At 37.1% G+C, this 17,414-nt stretch carries 12 protein-coding genes and 1 pseudogene; 5 read left to right on the top strand and 8 right to left on the bottom strand.

Features of this window, described 5'->3' with window-relative positions:
• Positions 1–168 precede the first annotated feature (168 nt).
• Positions 169–1,068 carry a DMT family transporter gene (locus IE155_RS01545; protein WP_189376319.1) on the top strand — a complete coding sequence of 300 codons (900 nt, stop codon included), beginning with the start codon at positions 169–171 and terminating at the stop codon, positions 1,066–1,068.
• A gap of 34 nt (positions 1,069–1,102) precedes the next feature.
• Entirely contained in the window at positions 1,103–1,546 is a 444-nt protein-coding gene (locus IE155_RS01550; RefSeq protein WP_229816947.1) for a GNAT family N-acetyltransferase, read from the top strand.
• A 41-nt stretch (positions 1,547–1,587) separates the two neighbouring features.
• Here IE155_RS01550 and IE155_RS01555 read toward each other — a convergent pair whose 3' ends face one another.
• Together IE155_RS01555 and IE155_RS01560 are read right to left on the bottom strand one after the other, a co-directional pair.
• A complete protein-coding gene (locus IE155_RS01555; RefSeq protein ID WP_229816948.1) occupies positions 1,588–2,925 on the bottom strand; it encodes a M20/M25/M40 family metallo-hydrolase in 1,338 nt (445 codons plus the stop codon).
• Between the two features lie 140 nt (positions 2,926–3,065).
• Complete coding sequence (locus tag IE155_RS01560; protein WP_189376320.1) at positions 3,066–3,599, bottom strand: YaeQ family protein; 534 nt, start codon at positions 3,597–3,599, stop codon at positions 3,066–3,068.
• 158 nt (positions 3,600–3,757) lie between these two features.
• On the opposite strand from IE155_RS01560, the gene IE155_RS01565 reads away from it, so the two are divergent.
• Positions 3,758–4,882, top strand: coding sequence for a pyridoxal-phosphate-dependent aminotransferase family protein (locus IE155_RS01565; protein WP_189376321.1), 1,125 nt, complete (start codon positions 3,758–3,760; stop codon positions 4,880–4,882).
• On the opposite strand, the gene IE155_RS01570 is transcribed toward IE155_RS01565, so the two are convergent.
• From IE155_RS01570 to IE155_RS01585, 4 genes are all read right to left on the bottom strand, one after another.
• On the bottom strand, positions 4,879–5,481 hold the full coding sequence (locus tag IE155_RS01570) for a dienelactone hydrolase family protein (RefSeq protein ID WP_229816950.1): 603 nt from the start codon (positions 5,479–5,481) through the stop codon (positions 4,879–4,881). The two genes, IE155_RS01565 and IE155_RS01570, sit on opposite strands and share 4 nt — an antisense overlap.
• Positions 5,475–5,894, bottom strand: coding sequence for a VOC family protein (locus IE155_RS01575; protein WP_189376322.1), 420 nt, complete (start codon positions 5,892–5,894; stop codon positions 5,475–5,477). The genes IE155_RS01570 and IE155_RS01575 overlap by 7 nt, the downstream gene beginning before the upstream one ends.
• Before the next feature lie 194 nt (positions 5,895–6,088).
• On the bottom strand, positions 6,089–9,337 hold the full coding sequence (locus IE155_RS01580) for a S41 family peptidase (protein ID WP_189376323.1): 3,249 nt from the start codon (positions 9,335–9,337) through the stop codon (positions 6,089–6,091).
• A 302-nt stretch (positions 9,338–9,639) separates the two neighbouring features.
• A complete protein-coding gene (locus tag IE155_RS01585) occupies positions 9,640–11,040 on the bottom strand; it encodes a M20/M25/M40 family metallo-hydrolase (RefSeq protein ID WP_189376324.1) in 1,401 nt (466 codons plus the stop codon).
• A 363-nt stretch (positions 11,041–11,403) separates the two neighbouring features.
• Between IE155_RS01585 and IE155_RS01590 the strand changes: the two genes are divergently transcribed.
• A complete protein-coding gene (locus IE155_RS01590; protein WP_189376325.1) occupies positions 11,404–13,482 on the top strand; it encodes a S9 family peptidase in 2,079 nt (692 codons plus the stop codon).
• Between the two features lie 95 nt (positions 13,483–13,577).
• On the opposite strand, the gene IE155_RS01595 is transcribed toward IE155_RS01590, so the two are convergent.
• On the bottom strand, positions 13,578–14,765 hold the full coding sequence (locus IE155_RS01595; protein WP_189376326.1) for an MFS transporter: 1,188 nt from the start codon (positions 14,763–14,765) through the stop codon (positions 13,578–13,580).
• Between the two features lie 100 nt (positions 14,766–14,865).
• On the opposite strand from IE155_RS01595, the gene IE155_RS01600 reads away from it, so the two are divergent.
• Positions 14,866–15,804 carry a LysR family transcriptional regulator gene (locus IE155_RS01600; protein ID WP_189376327.1) on the top strand — a complete coding sequence of 313 codons (939 nt, stop codon included), beginning with the start codon at positions 14,866–14,868 and terminating at the stop codon, positions 15,802–15,804.
• 370 nt (positions 15,805–16,174) lie between these two features.
• Here the strand turns inward: IE155_RS01600 and IE155_RS01605 are convergent.
• Positions 16,175–17,346 (bottom strand): annotated as a pseudogene (locus IE155_RS01605) (MFS transporter).
• Positions 17,347–17,414: the final 68 nt, after the last annotated feature.

Genomic DNA, 17,414 nt, shown 5'->3' on the forward strand with positions numbered 1-17,414 from the left:
ATGTGGCGTTTTATTTAAACTGCTAATGTTCAATAAACGATTACTAGATAGTTATTGACTTTAATTTTAATGTCAGTGAAACTTTTTGTTATTTAACCAACTCAACTCAAACCGCAGCTATCCTCTGCGGTTTCTTTGTTTTTAATTTCAAATTATTGAGGAATTTTCATGTCTGTCCCCGCGGCTTATTTAGCTGTTGTGTTAATTTGGTCAACGACTCCTTTAGGTATTGTATGGAGTAGCGAAACGGTTTCACCAACACTCGCAGTATTGTTACGCATGGTGATAGCCGTTGTACCTGGATGGCTTATCTTGAGGTTGTTTAAAGTCGAGTTACCATGGCATCGACAAGCAATCACTTTATATTGTTACTCAGGGCTGGGTATTTTTGGCGGTATGTTATTTTCTTATTTAGCCGCTAGTTATATTTCATCAGGAGTTATGTCTCTCATTTTTGGTCTTGCGCCAATTTTATCGGGGGTATTATCAAAATATGTCTTATCAGATGAGCCATTATCGAAAGCTAAAAAAGTGGCATTAGCCGTTGCTTTGTTAGGTTTAACTTGCGTTTGTTATGATAAATTGTCTTTTGGAAGCCAAGCTTATATTGGTGTCATTTGCATTTTATTAGGTGTGTTTTTCTTTAGTTTGAGTGGGGTATTAGTTAAAAGTATTACCGTTAAAATAAACCCGATGGCAACAACCGTTGGCGCATTGATTATTGCGATCCCATTATTTGCCTTAACTTGGATACTTGCTGATGGCACTTTACCTTATGAACAATGGAGTCAACGTTCAATTATTAGTATTGTCTATTTAGGTTTAATGGGGTCACTCGTTGGCTTTATCGCTTATTTTTATGTATTACAAAAATTAAAAGCGAGTACTGTTGCACTAATTACCATGATGACACCGGTTATTGCGCTGTGGTTTGGCTTAGTATTAAACGATGAACATATTAGTGTTAATCTAATTATTGGGGCGCTATTTATTATTAGTGGTTTAGGGATATATCAATGGGGTGAATGGTTATTTAATCGTATAAGAAAATCATCAACTACAGGTTAAATCTATATAAAAATTTTAATTGATGGTAAAAGTAATGAAAGCAGAAATTAGTTTTAAGCGAGCAGAGTTTTCAGATAGACCTTTTTTATTAGCATTAAGAAAGTCTTCTATGGATAAACATTTACATGCTGCGGGCCTAAAATTAAACGACGAGCAACATTTACAGCGAATAGATGAGTTTTTTGAAGAGTCATTTTTAATTAAATATAATAATAAAAATATTGGCTTAGTTAAATTAGGGATGCTTACCGACCGTATACACATTCGGCAATTACAAATAATGCCTGAGTTTCATAATGCAGGTATTGGTAGTAAAGTTGTGAGATTAATCAAAAAAAAAGCGGTAGAGCGCACACTACCAGTTACCTTAAATGTACTGTTGGAAAATCCTGCCAAACGTTTATATGAACGAGAAGGCTTTATTACAGAAGGGCAAACTGAATTAGAGTATCAGATGCGTTGGCACCTGCCACAATAAAGCTAAAGCGATATTAAGTCGCTCTAGCGTTTACGCTTTTTCTAATATATTTTTCCGCGACTCTTTACAGTATTTTTATCAATACGACTTGGCGTAATCGTTCCGTCTGCTAAACCTTGAGTTGCAATCGCAAGGTTTTCAATAACTTGATGCATAGAGTTCAAGTCAAGGCTATCAATATCGTCTGACACTTGATGATAAAATTTATCTTTATCTAGCTGAGTACTACTAAAGCTATGTGCAGGAACCCCCAAACGGGCTAGTGTTGCGTTGTCTGAACGATAGAATAATTTTTGCTCAGGGTAAGGATCTTTGTATATTTTCCCTTGTTTGTTTTTTAAATAATTATTTAAAATATCACCTAGGCTTGATCGCTCCATACCTGTCATCCATACTTGCCCAGCGCCAAATTTTGACGGCTTTCCTATCATTTCAATATTGATCATGGCTGTGATTGAATCTGGATTGATGTGTTCAGAAAAATAACGAGAGCCAAATCCCCCAATTTCTTCAGCAGTAAATGCTGCAAATATTAAGCTACGGCTATTATTTCCTTGGTTTGCATAATGTTGAGCTAAATTAATGACTGCTGTTGTACCCGAAGCATCATCATCGGCACCATTGTATATAGTATCGCCTTCACCGTCTTTGCTACCTAAATGGTCATAGTGGCCTGAAAATAATACATTCTCGCCACTTTTTTCATGACCTTTTAACACTCCAACAATATTAGTTAATGTTTGCTTAGTAATATTAGTTTTGGCACTAATATTAATATTATCAATTTGAGTTTCATCTGTAAGTACTATGATGATTGCACCTTGATGATCAATACTAAGCTTATTAATACCCCGAGAAAAATAGCCTTTGTAACCCGAAAATATCTTACTGTGGGCGTTATTAAGTAGTACTAAATGTTTACCACCTTGTTGATTGATTTCGCTTACGGTTTTACGAAAATTTCCATCTGCGGCAACTGTATGCGTGGTAAAATCCTTAGTGCTTTGCCAATTTATATTGCTGATGGTACTTACCATTGCTGTGTTTTCTGAATTAATTGTCTTACCATTGAGTTCAATGTTAATTGCTAATGGTTTAATGTTCATAACATTAAATGTTTGTTTAAAGCTAGAAAAGCCCGACAAAGGAGTTAAGCCAATTTCTTTAAAACGGTTACTAATATAATCACCTGCTTGGTCAATCTCAGTAGTAAAGTTACCACGTCCTTTTAGGTCATCACTCGCTAAATAACTTACATCTGCGGTCATCTGCTCTAAAGAAATATTATTAGCAAAGCTAATATTGCTACACGTAAGTGGTAAGAGTAATGAAAGGGCAATATAAGACAGTTTTTTTGTGGTTTGATTAACAATATTCATAAGGTTATTCGTTGTGTTTTTTGTGATGATACTATTGAAGAAATTAGCATGGTTTGCAAGTGATTATAGCGATTCACTTGCACTTAACTGTAAAGTTTTATTAGTTATTGTAAGTTTTTAATAAGTCAAACGTGAGTTCGTTATTGAAGCCGTTGTGTTTCAATTAATAACGAATTTTCATTATTACTTAGCCATAATTGACCATCTTGAATACTACATTGAAATTCCATCGTTCTGCTGAGCCATGTTGCGAGTTCTTGCATTACTTGGTAGTCAAATTTGTAAACAGATAAATTACGATAGTGAGAAAGTTTGCTTTTGTTTTGGTTAAACCAAACATCGTTACTACTGGTATAGCAGTATAAATTTACATGTTCAGCTTTATTACAGGCTTTTTTAACTCGCTTTTCGTCTGGTTGTCCTAGCTCTACCCATAAACTAATTTGCTCTGAATAATCAACATGCCAAATAACAGCCTCATCTTCATCACTAACACCCTTTCCAAAGGTTAAATCAGGCTGGGCATTTAAAATAAAGGCAATAACTCGTGTCATTAATCTTAAATCAGTTTCAGAAGGGTGCTGAGCTAACGTTAAATTAATGGTGTCGTAATAGTTACGATCCATATCTGATAAGTGGATAGTTGCTTTATTGATGGTTGATTTAAGAGCCATTAATTTAACTTACGAAGGAAAAACGGCCTATATAATAATACCTTTAATTATGAATTGATATATCGCTGATGAATAACTGAGATAAATATGATTAATTTAGAAAATAATACTATTAAATGCTATGGTGCAATCATATATCTAGCTTTAAGGTTATGTCGATGAATATACAATCTTTTATACCACCACAACGCACATTAATGGGGCCAGGGCCTTCAGATGTTAGTGCTCGTGTATTATCTGCTCTTGCAAGACCAACTATTGGCCATTTAGATCCGCTTTTTGTTGGTATGATGGACGAAGTTAAAGCTTTATTGCAATATGCTTTTCAAACAAAAAATGAATTTACGATCGCTTTGTCTGCTCCAGGTTCTGCAGGTATGGAAGCGTGCTTTGTTAACTTAGTTTCGCCTGGTGATAGCGTTGTGGTATGTCGTAATGGTGTGTTTGGTCAACGCATGGTTGAAAATGTTACCCGACTTGGAGCCACTGCTATAGTCGTGGACTGTGAATGGGGCAGAGCGGTTGACCCGCAAATGCTCGAACAAACATTAGCGCATCACCCTGAAGCAAAATTTGTGGCATTTGTACATGCAGAAACATCCACCGGTGCGCTTTCTGATGCTAAGGCCTTATGTGAAATAGCGCATAAGTTTGATTGTTTAACCATTGTTGATGCGGTTACATCATTAGGTGGTGTTGAGCTTAAAGTGGATGAATGGGGTATAGATGCTATTTATTCAGGCAGTCAGAAGTGTTTGTCATGTGTACCTGGAATATCGCCTATTAGTTTTAATGATAAAGCGGTTGCAGTGATAAAAAATAGAACAGTGCCAGTACAAAGTTGGTTTTTAGATCAATCGCTTGTTATGGCTTATTGGTCTGGGGAGGGCAAACGTTCATATCATCATACTGCACCTGTTAATTCGCTGTATGCTCTACATGAGTCATTAGTGATGTTAAAAAATGAAGGCCTAGAAAATAGCTGGGAACGTCATGCAACCTTGCATGCTGAACTGGCTAAAGGCCTTAAAGGGTTAGGTATTGAGTTTATCGTGCCTGAAAATGAGCGGTTACCTCAATTAAATTCAGTGTTTATTCCTGAAGGTGTTGATGATGCGGCAGTACGTAATTACTTATTAGCACATTATAATTTAGAAATAGGTGCCGGTTTAGGGCAATTTGCAGGCAAAGCATGGCGTATTGGACTAATGGGTTTCACCGCTCGTTATGAAAATGTTGCTTTATGTTTAGCTGCCTTGGAAGATGCCTTAAAACAAGCTTAATTATATTGGCATTTCGCCCTTAGCTTATCTAAATAACATTGATAAGCTAGGGGGTTATAGTTAGTTGAATGGCTATTCATAAAACCGTGTTTATAGTCACAATGGATTATTGATACGTTCTTTACAGGCGACAGCTGCTTAATTAATTGGTTAATTGCAAAGTGTGGTTCTGATCGAGGAAAAATTAACTCAATTGAAATTTGCGGGTGTAAATCGACAAAATGTCTAATTTGCCCACCATAAAAACCAATAATATGTTGATTGTTTCGAGGGGTATTATCAGCGTTTAAGTTGTTAACTGTTGCTGAGTATCGCCATAAAATAGTGGCACCAACACTAAAGCCAATCAAGGTCTTAATGTTCGCATGTTCTTTAATTTCTGCTTGAAAGAGCTTTAAATATTGATCTAAACCAATGTGTTTACTGAAATAATCGTAAGCACTTTGTTCATCAATAAAATCCATTAGCTTGCCCTGATAAGGATCGATAATCAGGGCATTGCCAAGCTCCTTACTTAAATTATTTAACGCCGGTGTAACGCCAAAAATATCAGTAACAAGGACTGTTTTAGTAATATGTCTATTTAATGGAACTACCAAGTGCCTTGGTTTTCCATACTAAGCCAAGGTTCTTGTGGTGCTAACGCTTCGCCTGTTTGTAATAACTCAACAGAGATACCATCAGGTGACTTGATAAATGCCATATGACCGCATCGTGGTGGTCTATTAATTACCACGCCTGAATCCATAAGCTTTTGGCATAATTGATAAATATCATCAACAGCAAAGGCTATATGGCCAAAGTTTCTTCCGCCTTTATATTCTTCAGTTGATCCCCAGTTATGAGTTAATTCAATCTCAGGTTCACCAAGGGCCGTTGCTAAATAGATTAGTGTGAATTTCCCTTCTGGTACATCTACGCGTTTAGTTTCAATTAAACCGAGCTGATTGATATAAAAGTTGAGTGACTCTTCTAGGTCGCTAACGCGAACCATAGTATGTAGAAATTTCATTGGGCATCCCGTAAAAATGAATATAAGTTAACTAATTGTTTGTATTATTCTATCTCGTTTTTTTTATAATGTAGAGATTAAGATAATACTTGAGCATTAGTTATTGAATATAGTTAACGCGCTAAATTATTTTATCTATAAAAAATCCGCAATAGTGCGGATATTTTTAATATGAAAGACTTTAAGTCTAATGATTATTGATTTAATTTTTTAAGCAATACCTCAACGGCTTTCTCAATTTGCTTATCTTGTCCTTTTGATGAAGACTCAGGATCATTTTTTACCATGTAATCTGGCATGGTTTGATTGTTTTCTAGGTATTCTCCTTTAGTATTTTTCATACCAACTTGAGGTACACCCGCGCGAAAATCACCCGAAATTCCTGTTTCCCACCATACTGCAGTCATAGTGCCTGGTACTGGCATACCTACCAACTCACCTAAGTCTAATTCATCATAGGTGTAAGAAAAAGCATGAGCGTCACTATAATTACCTTCATTTATTAATAGTACAGATGGCTTGTTCCATTGATCAAATGGGTCTCCTGCATATTGGCGTCCACGAACATGCATGGTGAAGTATTCATTACCGCTTAATAACTTAGCTAAGTCATTATGTAGCCATCCCCCTCCATTAAAGCGTGTATCTACCACTACAGCTTCTTTATCAAAGTGTTTACCTAATAGACGTGAGTATACGGTTCTAAAACTTGGATCGTTCATTCCTCTTACGTGAACATATGCAAGTCGACCGTTAGATAATTTGTCTACTAACGCTTCACGGGAATTTACCCAACGATCGTATAATAGGTTGCCTATTTCACGTGCCGATGTAGGTTTTACAACTTCATCAAAGCTATTGCCGTCGGAGTCATCAAAAGTGAATCTTACGCGTTTTCCAACAGTGTGATTGAGTAACTTGTATAAGTTCTGTGTTTTAGTGAGTTTAATGCCATTAACAGCGGTAAGCTTAACACCAGGCTTAACCTTACTTTCAGCTGTATCAAACGGCCCTTTAGTAAGTACCTCTTCAACAAGTAAGCCTTTATCAAAATTGAAAAATAAGCCTAAACGACCTGTATTATCATCAGTTTTATCTGTTTTGGGGCGGTATGATGAACCTATGTGTGATGCATTTAGCTCGCCAGTCATTTCCGCAAACATATTGGCGAAATCTCTACCATGACCAATTGATGGTAACTTTTTACGGTAAGATTTGCCTATATTATCCCAATCTATGCCATGGAAATCTTCACGATAAAACTTATCTTTAATGACTCTCCAACTATGATCGAACATAAATTCACGTTCAGCAGCTGTTTTTAGTTGTATAACTGGGCTAGCGCTTATCGGCTTTAATGTTACTTTTTTACCCAAATCGCCTTGTTTTAATTGACCATCAGCAAGAATAAATATTTTTTTGCCGTCTTCACTAAATGACATATCTACAGAACGAGCATTAAGTTTAGCAACTAATTCAGTTTTGCTATCACGTATTGATTGACGCCATAAATCAAAACCTTTTTCAAAACGAGCTAAGTAATATAACTCTTTTGTATCTTTCGTGAGGTACGCTTGTCCTAAGTTGGATGAATGTACTGTTAAACGAACTGTTCTATCTTCAATATTGTCCCATTCTATTTCTAAAGGCTTTATTGTTTTTTTAGCATCAGGTACATTTTCGTCTTTTGGGTTATCTTCGTCTGTTTCATCTTTTTTAGATGTTTTATCTTTTTTAGATTCTAGTTCTTTTTGTAGTTCGTATTCTTCTTTAGACATACTGAATTTGTCATAGCTATCTTGGGTTAAAAACGCAGCTAATACATCGCCTTCACGTCCCCAGCTACCGTGATCTCTTTGACCAAAACGAGCGCTCCACCATAAAACAGCGTTACCATCCGTATGCCAAGTTGGGTTGCCATCATTGTAACCAGACAAGCTAATATCTTGAGGTTGTGCAGAGCCATCTGACGGGAAAACCCCTACGTTTTTAATAAATAAACGACCACGAGGTGAGAAATTTGCTGTCATCCAGTAACTATCAGGCGCCCACGCAAAAGTTAAATCACCATCGGAATATGAGTAATTATGTTCTTTACTTAAGGCTATATTTACTTGTTTACTTTCACGGTCTATTACCTGAATTTCGTCGCGGTTAGACAAGAAAGCTATTTTTTTACCGTCTGGTGAATAAACGGGTTGGAAGCTGTCAGTGTTACTTAAATGAACCACTTTTTCTTTTAAAGTAGTCGCTGCAAAAAAGTAAGGTTCCGATTCATTTTCAATGCTTGTTTCATATAGTCCCCAACGACCTTCACGCTCAGCTGCATAGAGTATAGTTTTTCCATCTTTATGGAATGATACAGAACGCTCCTGTTGAGGTGTGTTAGTAATTGCACGAGTGGTTTTAAATTCTGTGCTGGTTACAAATACTTCTCCACGGGCCACAAAGGCAACTTCTTTACCGTCAGGTGAAACAGCGTATTCGGTAATCTTTCCACCTAATGAAACAGGCAGTAATTCGTCTTCTTGTATGTCATTAGCAATGTTAACTTTTACATGTTTTGATGAACCATTTTTATTGGTATAAATATTACCATGATGAACAAAGGCTAATGTATTGTTATCACTTATCGATAAACTACGTACAGGGTGCTCTTTAAAATCAGTTATTTGTTTTTTATTGCTACCGTTTAAATTAGTTTGCCAAACATTAAATACGCCCGTTTTATCTTCAGAAGTATAATAAAAGGTGTTTTTATCTTTCCAAACGGGATTGTGATCTCCACCTTTAAACGTTGTTAGTTGTTTATGCTCTCCTGACTTAATATCGTGTAACCAGATATCACGAGCAAAGGCTGATTCATCGTGTTTTCTATACTGGTTTTCATAAGCTTTTTCATCACGATATAGTAGTTGTTCACCGTTTTGGGAAAACTGAAGCTCAGATGCTGGGATAGTGGCAAGCATTTTAGGAGTACCACCATCGATTGAAACAGTATAGCTTTCTGTTAAGCGAGAGGTTGGAAATATGGTAGATTGCTTAGAGTCCATGCGACTTGAGGTAAATAAAATACCTTCCCCTGTTTGGGTGAAGTCTTGCGGAATATCATGGGATGAATGATAAGTAAGACGCTTGGCTTTACCTCCAGTCGCAGGCATAACATAAACATCTAAGTTACCATTTCGATCACTTGCAAATGCAATCTTTTTACCATCTCTAGACCAAATAGGATGGCCATCCCAGTCGTTATGAATGGTTAAAGGGCGTGCTGTTCCACCATCGGCTGGCACTGTGTATATGTCCCCCTTGTATGAGAACGCTATTGTTTTACTATCAGGTGAAATACTACTGTGTAGAAACCATTCTTCGTCTTTTTCAACTGCAATTGCCGTGTTGGTTAGTATAACCAAGGCCGACAATGCATACTTTGTATAGCGCATTATTATATTATCCTTAAAAAGCTTGAACAGATGTCTTTATTTTTTATGGTGAGTACCAATAGGCATATTTGTTATGTTATAACAAATATTTTAACTATACCAGCCACTCAAAAGTTGGGTATACAATAAGAGAAACTAGGCTTTCTAAGCTGTAAAGGTTTCGTGCTAAATGTTTTAAAAAAAATTGAAGTAAGTTTATTCTTTTAAAAACGTGTGCATGTTAGGTGTGAAAATTTTTAAGCTTGTGCGTGTAGAATTTTTAATTCAGCGGGCGATTAATAGTGTCGCCCGCTGTTATGGCGTTAGGGTTTTAATTCTACTTCTGAATCGGCAATCAGGTATATGCTAGCTGCATATGCCGCTATATTTTGAGCTAACTCGTTAGGATTAATCTTATCAAGGGTATCGTCTGGTGTATGGTGTAAATCAAAGTAGTCTCGACCATTTTGATTTAAACGAATTGTCGGTACACCCTTCGCTGCCATTGGAATAATATCGGGTCCGCCACCTGCAACATCTGAACCGCCTCTTACAATACCAAGGGGAGATAATATTTTAGCTATTTCATCAATTAATAGCGTGGCTTTAGGGTTAACATTTGATACTAGCTGCCAAATTGTTTGTGCGCCGAAATCAGATTCGGTCGCTAGTACATGATTTTTTAAATTAGCTTCATGCTGCTTAGCATAAGCAAATGCACCTAATAAGCCAACTTCTTCTGCACCAAACATAACCACACGAATAGTGCGTTTGGGACGTTTGGGTAATTTGGCAATCAATGCTGCTGCAGCAGTGGTGATCGCAATTCCTGCACCATCATCTACTGCTCCAGTACCTAGATCCCAACTGTCTAAATGCCCGCCAATGAGCACGATTTCTTCAGGTTTTTCGCTACCAATTAAATCTAAAATGACGTTGCCGCTGCTTACTTCACCTTTCCATTTTGATTCTGAATGAAGAGATATAGCAAGGGGCTTACCTAAATTATGTAAACGACGAAGATGGTCAGCATCGGGATTAGAAATAGCGATGACAGGAATATCAGCCCATTTGTCGCCATCTGAACTCATCATTCCTGAATGCGGAAATCGATGTGAATCTGAGCCTACAGAACGAACTACTAAGGCACTAGCACCAGCGCGTTGTGCATGCTGCCAACCTATTCTACGGCGTTGATTTGCTTGACCATAGCCTGCGCCAGTTTGGCTTTTTACCATCATATCACCATCGATAAAGGCAACTTTACCGGTTAGGCTATTATCTTTAACTTCCGTTAGTGCGTGAATATCTCTAAAATATACCACGTTGGCATTAATTGTCTCTTTGGTCGGTGCTGCACCGCCTAATGCGGTACCGTATAGATCTTGTTGGTAAGGGGAGGTAAGTGAGATATGCAAATGGCCTCTATCCCAAAACGGCATAGTAAACTCTTCAATTTTAGTGGTGTCAAAACCTAAGCGTTCCCCTAATTTAAGTCCCCAATTTCTTGCTCGTTTTTCTGCTTCTGAGCCGCCTAATCTAGGGCCTATTTCTGTAGTCAGTGATGTCACTATTTCCATGCCTAAATCGCTTTTAAGGGCGGTTTGCATAAGTTGAGTTGCGTTTTGTTTTTGCTCTTTGGTTATCAGTACTTGTGCCGCAAGTATCTGAACACTAAAAATACTTAACACAGCGCCAATGGTAAGGCGTTTCAATTGTTGCATGAGTTCTCCAATGGTAAAGCCATAAATTATCAGGTTTAGATTTGTGACTGAATAAAAATTAAAACTACTCAGTTTTATCCGTATATTCGCATAAGTCTTCGATAATACAAACATTGCATTTTGATTTTTCGTGCAATAAAAATATAGCTAGCGTCTAATATAACTATATAGTAAACGCTATAAAGTGTTGTAAGTATAAAAAGACAGTCTTTTAAATTCGCTCACCCATTAAAACATGTTATTCACCTTATAAAGCATACTTTTTAAATTAAATAGTTGGAGTTTATACAATGAGATAAGCTATGTTAAAGCTTGCTTTGATAATTTAGTTATCGAATTGAAACAATAAGAGGTAAACCTGTTATGAAGAAAAAATACTTAACCAAGTCCGCGTTGACGATGGTAATAAGTACATTATTTACCGCCCATGTTGCTATTGCTGATGAGCCTTCAGAGAATATTTTAGCTTTAAAAGATGTATTTAATCTTGAGTATGCGGCTAACCCTGTAGTAACTCCTGATGGCAAACATGTAGTTTACGAGCGCCGAAGCATGGACATTATGACTGATTCAATGCGCCGAAACTTATGGTCTGTTGCATTGGACGGTAGTAGTCATTTACCCATTCTATCTGACAGCAAAAACCACTTTAATCCGGTATTTTCACCTGACGGTGCTAAAATGGCCTACCTTTCAAGTAAAGAAGGTAAGGTGCAAATATATTTAAAAGATTTAGCATCAAATAATACAACTCGTGTGACTAATGTTGAAATGACTCCCAGTAACATGAGTTTCTCACCTGACGGTAAATATTTAGCCTTTGCTATGTTTACCCCAACTAAAGCTAAACCTTTATTTACATTAGGCTCTAAACCCAAAGGTGCTAAGTGGGCTGAAAAACCGCAATATATTGATCAAACTAATTTTCAGCGCGATGGTATGGGAATGAAACGCCCGGGGAATATGCAGATGTATGTCGTACCAACTATTGGTGGAACAGCAAGACAGATCACCTCAGGTGCACATGATCACGCAGGGTCAATTGCGTGGTCTAAAAATGCTCAACAATTAATTATCTCTGCAAATACAAGAGATGAAGCTGAATTTGATATGCTTAATAGTGACTTGTTTAGTATTGATATTAATACGCTAAAAGTTACTAAATTAACTGATATGAGTGGACCAGAACGCAGCCCTCAGATGAGTCCTGATGGAAAGAAAATCGCTTTTGTCGGTAATGAAGATAATGGCAAATCAAATCAGTTAAGCCAATTATACGTAATGAATGTAGATGGCTCTGATATTGAAAACCTAACAAGTAATTTGGACCGATCAGTAGGTGAAATAACATGGGCAGATAACGGTAAAGGGCTATATTTCAGCTACGATGATATGGCGAAAAAGAATGTAGCCTACGTTAGTTTATCAGGTAAAATTTCAAATATAACAAGTAACTTAGGCGGAACTAGCCTAGGTAGACCTTATACATCAGGAGATTATGATGTAACCCCTAAAGGTAGTGTAGTGTACACCGCTTCTACAGGAAATCGTCCTGCCGACCTTGCGATAGTGAGTAAAAAGGGCAAAGTAAAACAACTTACTGATTTAAATGGTGATGTATTTGATCACAAAACAGTGAACAAGCCAGAATTAATGACGTTAAAAAGCAGTGTAGATAATAGAGATTTACAAGCTTGGATAGTAACACCACCCAATTTTGATGCTAATAAAAAGTACCCACTTATCTTAGAGATTCACGGCGGCCCGCATACCGCGTATGGGCCAAGTTACTCAACAGAAGTGCAACTCATGGCTGCAGCGGGTTATGTTGTATTATACGGCAACCCACGTGGTTCTACATCGCAAGGCGAAGAATTTGCTAATTTGATCGACAAAAACTATCCATCGCAAGATTATAACGATCTAATGGATATGGTTGATAGTGCAATTGCTACAGGCTATGTTGATGAGTCGAATTTATTTGTGACAGGGGGGTCTGGTGGCGGAACGCTAACGTCTTGGATTATTGGTAAAACCGACCGTTTCAAAGCATCAGTTGTCGCAAAACCCGTAATCAACTGGACAAGTATGATAGGTACATCTGATATCTATGCCTTTATGAGTAAATATTGGTTCACAGACTTACCATGGAACGATTACGAGCAATATTGGAATCGTTCTCCGTTATCATTAGTAGGCAATGTAAAAACGCCAACAATGGTGCTAACAGGTGAGTTAGATGTACGTACTCCTATGTCTGAAAGTGAACAGTACTATGGTGCCTTGCGCTTGCAAGGTGTAGAAAGTTCTCTTGTGCGTATTCAAGGTGCTTATCACGGTATTGCCGCTAAACCATCTAACTTAGCACGCAAAGTGGGTTATATTTTGGCTTGGTTTGATAAATACAAAGATGGTAAAAACAATGAAAATAAAGAAGGCTAGAAATTAGTTTCCCCTTTAAAAAGAAAGCCCATTTACTGTATTAGTAAACGGGCTTTTTACGTATTAACCATAAATTTAAGCGCTTTGTGCCTGCGTTAGCTTTTAACTGTTAGTGGTTTACGATTTTTAAATTGATGAAATATTAATGCCGAAAGTGCCAATATGATGCCCATTGTTGTTAAGCCTAACCATCCTGATTCAGCCATAATTTTTACGCCAACTGCTGAGCCAAAAGATGCACCAAGGTAATAAAAAAGCATATAAACAGCATTAATACGGCTTTGGGCCTGAGGGTCAATCGATAGTATACGTACTTGATTTGGAATTTGAGCACCGAATACTCCAATATCTAATAAAAGTATACCAATAACTAAACCGCATAAAGAATTGCCCCAAATAGCCATCACAACAAAGCCAAGTAATACCAATACTAAGCTAATACTAATGAGTAACTTCGCTCCCATTTTATTCACAAGGCGCCCTGACATTTTTGCCCCTACAATACCTGCCATACCAATAAAACCAAATAAGCCAGCTTGTTGAACGTTATATGAAAATGGTTCATTGCTAACATGAAGAGCCAAAGTTGCCCAGAGGGCATTGAATGCAGCAAACCATAGTGCACCCGTAATTGCTGCTTCGCGAAGAAGAGGCTGTTTCTTCACAAGAGTAAACATTGATATTATCAATGATGGGTAATTCATTTTTGCACTAGGTTTAGGATTAGGAAGTACGATAAATAACAGCACGCCTATAACTATAGACAAGCATGCAGCAAATAAATAAACGGTTTTCCAGTCAAATATTTCGGCAATTGTGCCGCTAACCGTTCTAGACAATAAAATGCCTAAGGTAAGGCCCATCATAATGGTTGAGATCACTTTACCTTTGTTTTCGGCTGAAGAAAGAGAGGCTGCAAAAGGAATGATTTGCTGAGTGATATTTGCACTGATACCCACAAAGAATGTAGCTAAAACTAACATCCACAAAGTCGTAGAAAAATAAATGCCAAAAAGACTTAGTGTTAAGCTAATAGATAATAAAGCGATGAGTGTTTTTCTGCGCATAACATCACCTAAAGGTGATATCAATAATATGGCTGCGGCATAACCTATTTGGCTGGCGAAAGGAATTAACCCCAAATTGTCTTTATCTATACCGATAGTAAAACCCATTAAAGGCAGTAAAGGTTGGTTATAATATAAATTAGCAACTGTTGCACAAACAGCAATTGCCATCATTAGGATAACGCCGGTATTGAGTGTTCTAGATGATGTGTTCATATAAATCTTTGTAACTTTACGATGTAACTAGTTTAAAAAAACAAAACTAATAGCGGAAATGTTATATAGTTACTGCATCAATACTTTTTAGGTATTAATGATGGAATTAAAAAAACTAAGATACTTCGTTACCGTCGCCACACTTAAAAATTTTACCGCTGCTGCAAAATCACTAAATACAGTGCAGCCAGCGATAAGTCGGCAAATTGCTAGTTTAGAGGCTGAACTGGGCGTTAAGTTACTGATTCGCAATACTAGAGCTGTGACTCTCACTGAAGCAGGTAGCTACTTATTAGAAAATGCACAACGTATGTTTGAACTTGAACAGGAAATTGTAACGAGTGTACGCAAAATTGATAAAGGTGAAATTGGTCAAATACGTATAGGCTATTTAGCTTCTGCTTGTTTTAGTTTTATAGGTGAATTGGTTGGATTGTTCTCTCAGCAACTTCCTAATGTTCGGGTTCAACTTACAGAACTAACGTCACAAGAACAAATTGATGCATTTAATAAAAATGAAATAGACGTTGGTTTTTCACGACCTATCCCTAATGACATGAATTTTCAATTAGATTGCAAAAATATTTATAATGATCGATTGGTCGCAGTTATCCCGAAATGCCATGCTTTATCTAAATGTGAAAGCATAGCCATATCGGATTTAAAAGAGGAAAACATAATATTGCTTAATCGTATGAAAGCTGTTGGGCTTTTTAATAAAATAAATACTCTTTTTCATCAGGAAGAGATCAACCCTAATATCGTAAGTCAGCCTCATAACATGCAAACCTTGTTAACGGAAGTTTCGGCTAAATTAGGTATAGCTATTGCGCCATCATGCGTTGCAAAACTTTATACTAAGGGATGTTCTTTTATACCTTTGGATTGCACAGGCATTGAAGTTCCTTTAGAAATTCAATGTCTTAAGGATAATAACAATATAATAGTTGAAGAGTTTGTTAAATTAACAACCCAAAATAAGAAGCTAATTATGCAGCTGAGTCAGTTAGAGTTATCTGGGCATTATCCACCTAAATAACAATTCTATTTGATTCTAACAATCACAGAAGCTTTCAGCTGTATTTAGCTTTACGTTAATCTTCAAAAATATTACTGATGAATGAATTAGGCATGGTTATCGGCTTAATGTCGAATGTCTCAACTAAACCAACATTTTTACTCATGACTAATTGAGTGTGCTTTTGATGCTCTGAAAATATGTGAATTGACAGTTATAGACGGCTCCCAAAAGGTAGCGAAAGTAGACAGAACTAAGCTATACCTATAGTGAGTTTATAATTCAGATATTCAGTGCTATTTACCGTCTAAGTCAGGCTTAATATTAATCATCAAGCCTGACTCAAAACGCGGTTTTTCTTAAAAGACGTAAGTGAGGACAAATATTAATTTTAAGTTAAATTTGCGGCATTTCTATCAAGCATTCCACTATAGCGAGTTAAAAAAAGAGCAACTAAAACAACCATAGCGCCTACCCAAGGTGTATTCATCAAGCCATGTTCAGCAACAATATATCCACCTCCCCATGCGCCTATTGCAATACCTACATTAAAAGCGGCAATATTTAATCCAGATGCGACATCTACGGCATCAGGCGTATATTTTTCGGCTAGTTTAACGACATAAACCTGTAAACCAGGGACATTACCAAAAGCAAATGCTCCCCAAATCAAAATTGTAAACACTACTGTAACAGAATTATAAGCGGTGTAGTTCAACATTAATAATATTCCAGCAAGACCTGCGAAAATAATTGTTAACGCTTTAATTGGACCCAAACTATCGGCCATTTTACCACCCCATATATTGCCAACAGCAACGGATACGCCATAAATTAAAAGTATTAGGGCGACAAAACTTGAATTGAAGCCACTCACTTCATTAAGGATTGGGGCTAAGTAAGTAAAGGCGATAAAAGTTCCACCATAACCAACAGCCGTAATGGCATAAACTAATAACAATCTAGGATGTGTTAATACTTTTAACTGTGATGATATGTTAGCCGGTTTAGCTTGTTTTAAGTTATTAGGTATTAATATGGCACTGCCAATCATAGCTAATAAACCTAAAACAGATACAGTTAAGAAAGTTGTCTCCCAACCAAATATCTGGCCTATATAAGTGCCTAAAGGGACCCCAGTAACCAAGGCTACCGTTAATCCTGTAAACATTATGGCTATTGCACTTGCTCCTTTTTCTTTAGGCACTAAACCTGTAGCTATTGTCGACCCTATTGAAAAGAAACACCATGTGCTAATCCTGTTAGGATCCGAGCTGTTATCAGTGCCTCAAAGCTTGGTGCCTGCCAAGCAACTAAGTTTCCAATCACAAATAAGCTCATAACCGAAAGTAAGACATACTTTCTATTCCATCGATTGGTGAGGGCTGTCAAAACCGGTGCTCCAATGGCTACGCCTAATGCATAAAGGCTAACCAGTAACCCAGCTGAAGGAATAGTTACATTAAGGTCTTGTGCGATTGTTGGAAGTAATCCAACAATCACGAATTCTGTTGTTCCTATGGCAAAGGCGCTAAGCGCTAGTGCTATCAATGCTAGTGGCATCATGGTCTCCAAATTAATATTGTTTAATAGGTATCAAGCAAGGAGTTAAATTAAATAAAACCCCTTCC

It is taken from the genome of Thalassotalea profundi (assembly GCF_014653195.1).
Taxonomy (GTDB): Bacteria; Pseudomonadota; Gammaproteobacteria; order Enterobacterales; family Alteromonadaceae; genus Thalassotalea_B; species Thalassotalea_B profundi.

Excerpts from the sequence above, each read along its gene's own strand:
- IE155_RS01545 (WP_189376319.1), top strand. The coding sequence starts at position 169 with ATGTCTGTCCCCGCGGCTTATTTAGCTGTTGTGTTAATTTGGTCAACG.
- IE155_RS01550 (WP_229816947.1), top strand. The coding sequence starts at position 1,103 with ATGAAAGCAGAAATTAGTTTTAAGCGAGCAGAGTTTTCAGATAGACCT.
- IE155_RS01555 (WP_229816948.1), bottom strand. The coding sequence starts at position 2,925 with ATGAATATTGTTAATCAAACCACAAAAAAACTGTCTTATATTGCCCTT.
- IE155_RS01560 (WP_189376320.1), bottom strand. The coding sequence starts at position 3,599 with ATGGCTCTTAAATCAACCATCAATAAAGCAACTATCCACTTATCAGAT.
- IE155_RS01565 (WP_189376321.1), top strand. The coding sequence starts at position 3,758 with ATGAATATACAATCTTTTATACCACCACAACGCACATTAATGGGGCCA.
- IE155_RS01575 (WP_189376322.1), bottom strand. The coding sequence starts at position 5,894 with ATGAAATTTCTACATACTATGGTTCGCGTTAGCGACCTAGAAGAGTCA.
- IE155_RS01580 (WP_189376323.1), bottom strand. The coding sequence starts at position 9,337 with ATGCGCTATACAAAGTATGCATTGTCGGCCTTGGTTATACTAACCAAC.
- IE155_RS01585 (WP_189376324.1), bottom strand. The coding sequence starts at position 11,040 with ATGCAACAATTGAAACGCCTTACCATTGGCGCTGTGTTAAGTATTTTT.
- IE155_RS01590 (WP_189376325.1), top strand. The coding sequence starts at position 11,404 with ATGAAGAAAAAATACTTAACCAAGTCCGCGTTGACGATGGTAATAAGT.
- IE155_RS01595 (WP_189376326.1), bottom strand. The coding sequence starts at position 14,765 with ATGAACACATCATCTAGAACACTCAATACCGGCGTTATCCTAATGATG.
- IE155_RS01600 (WP_189376327.1), top strand. The coding sequence starts at position 14,866 with ATGGAATTAAAAAAACTAAGATACTTCGTTACCGTCGCCACACTTAAA.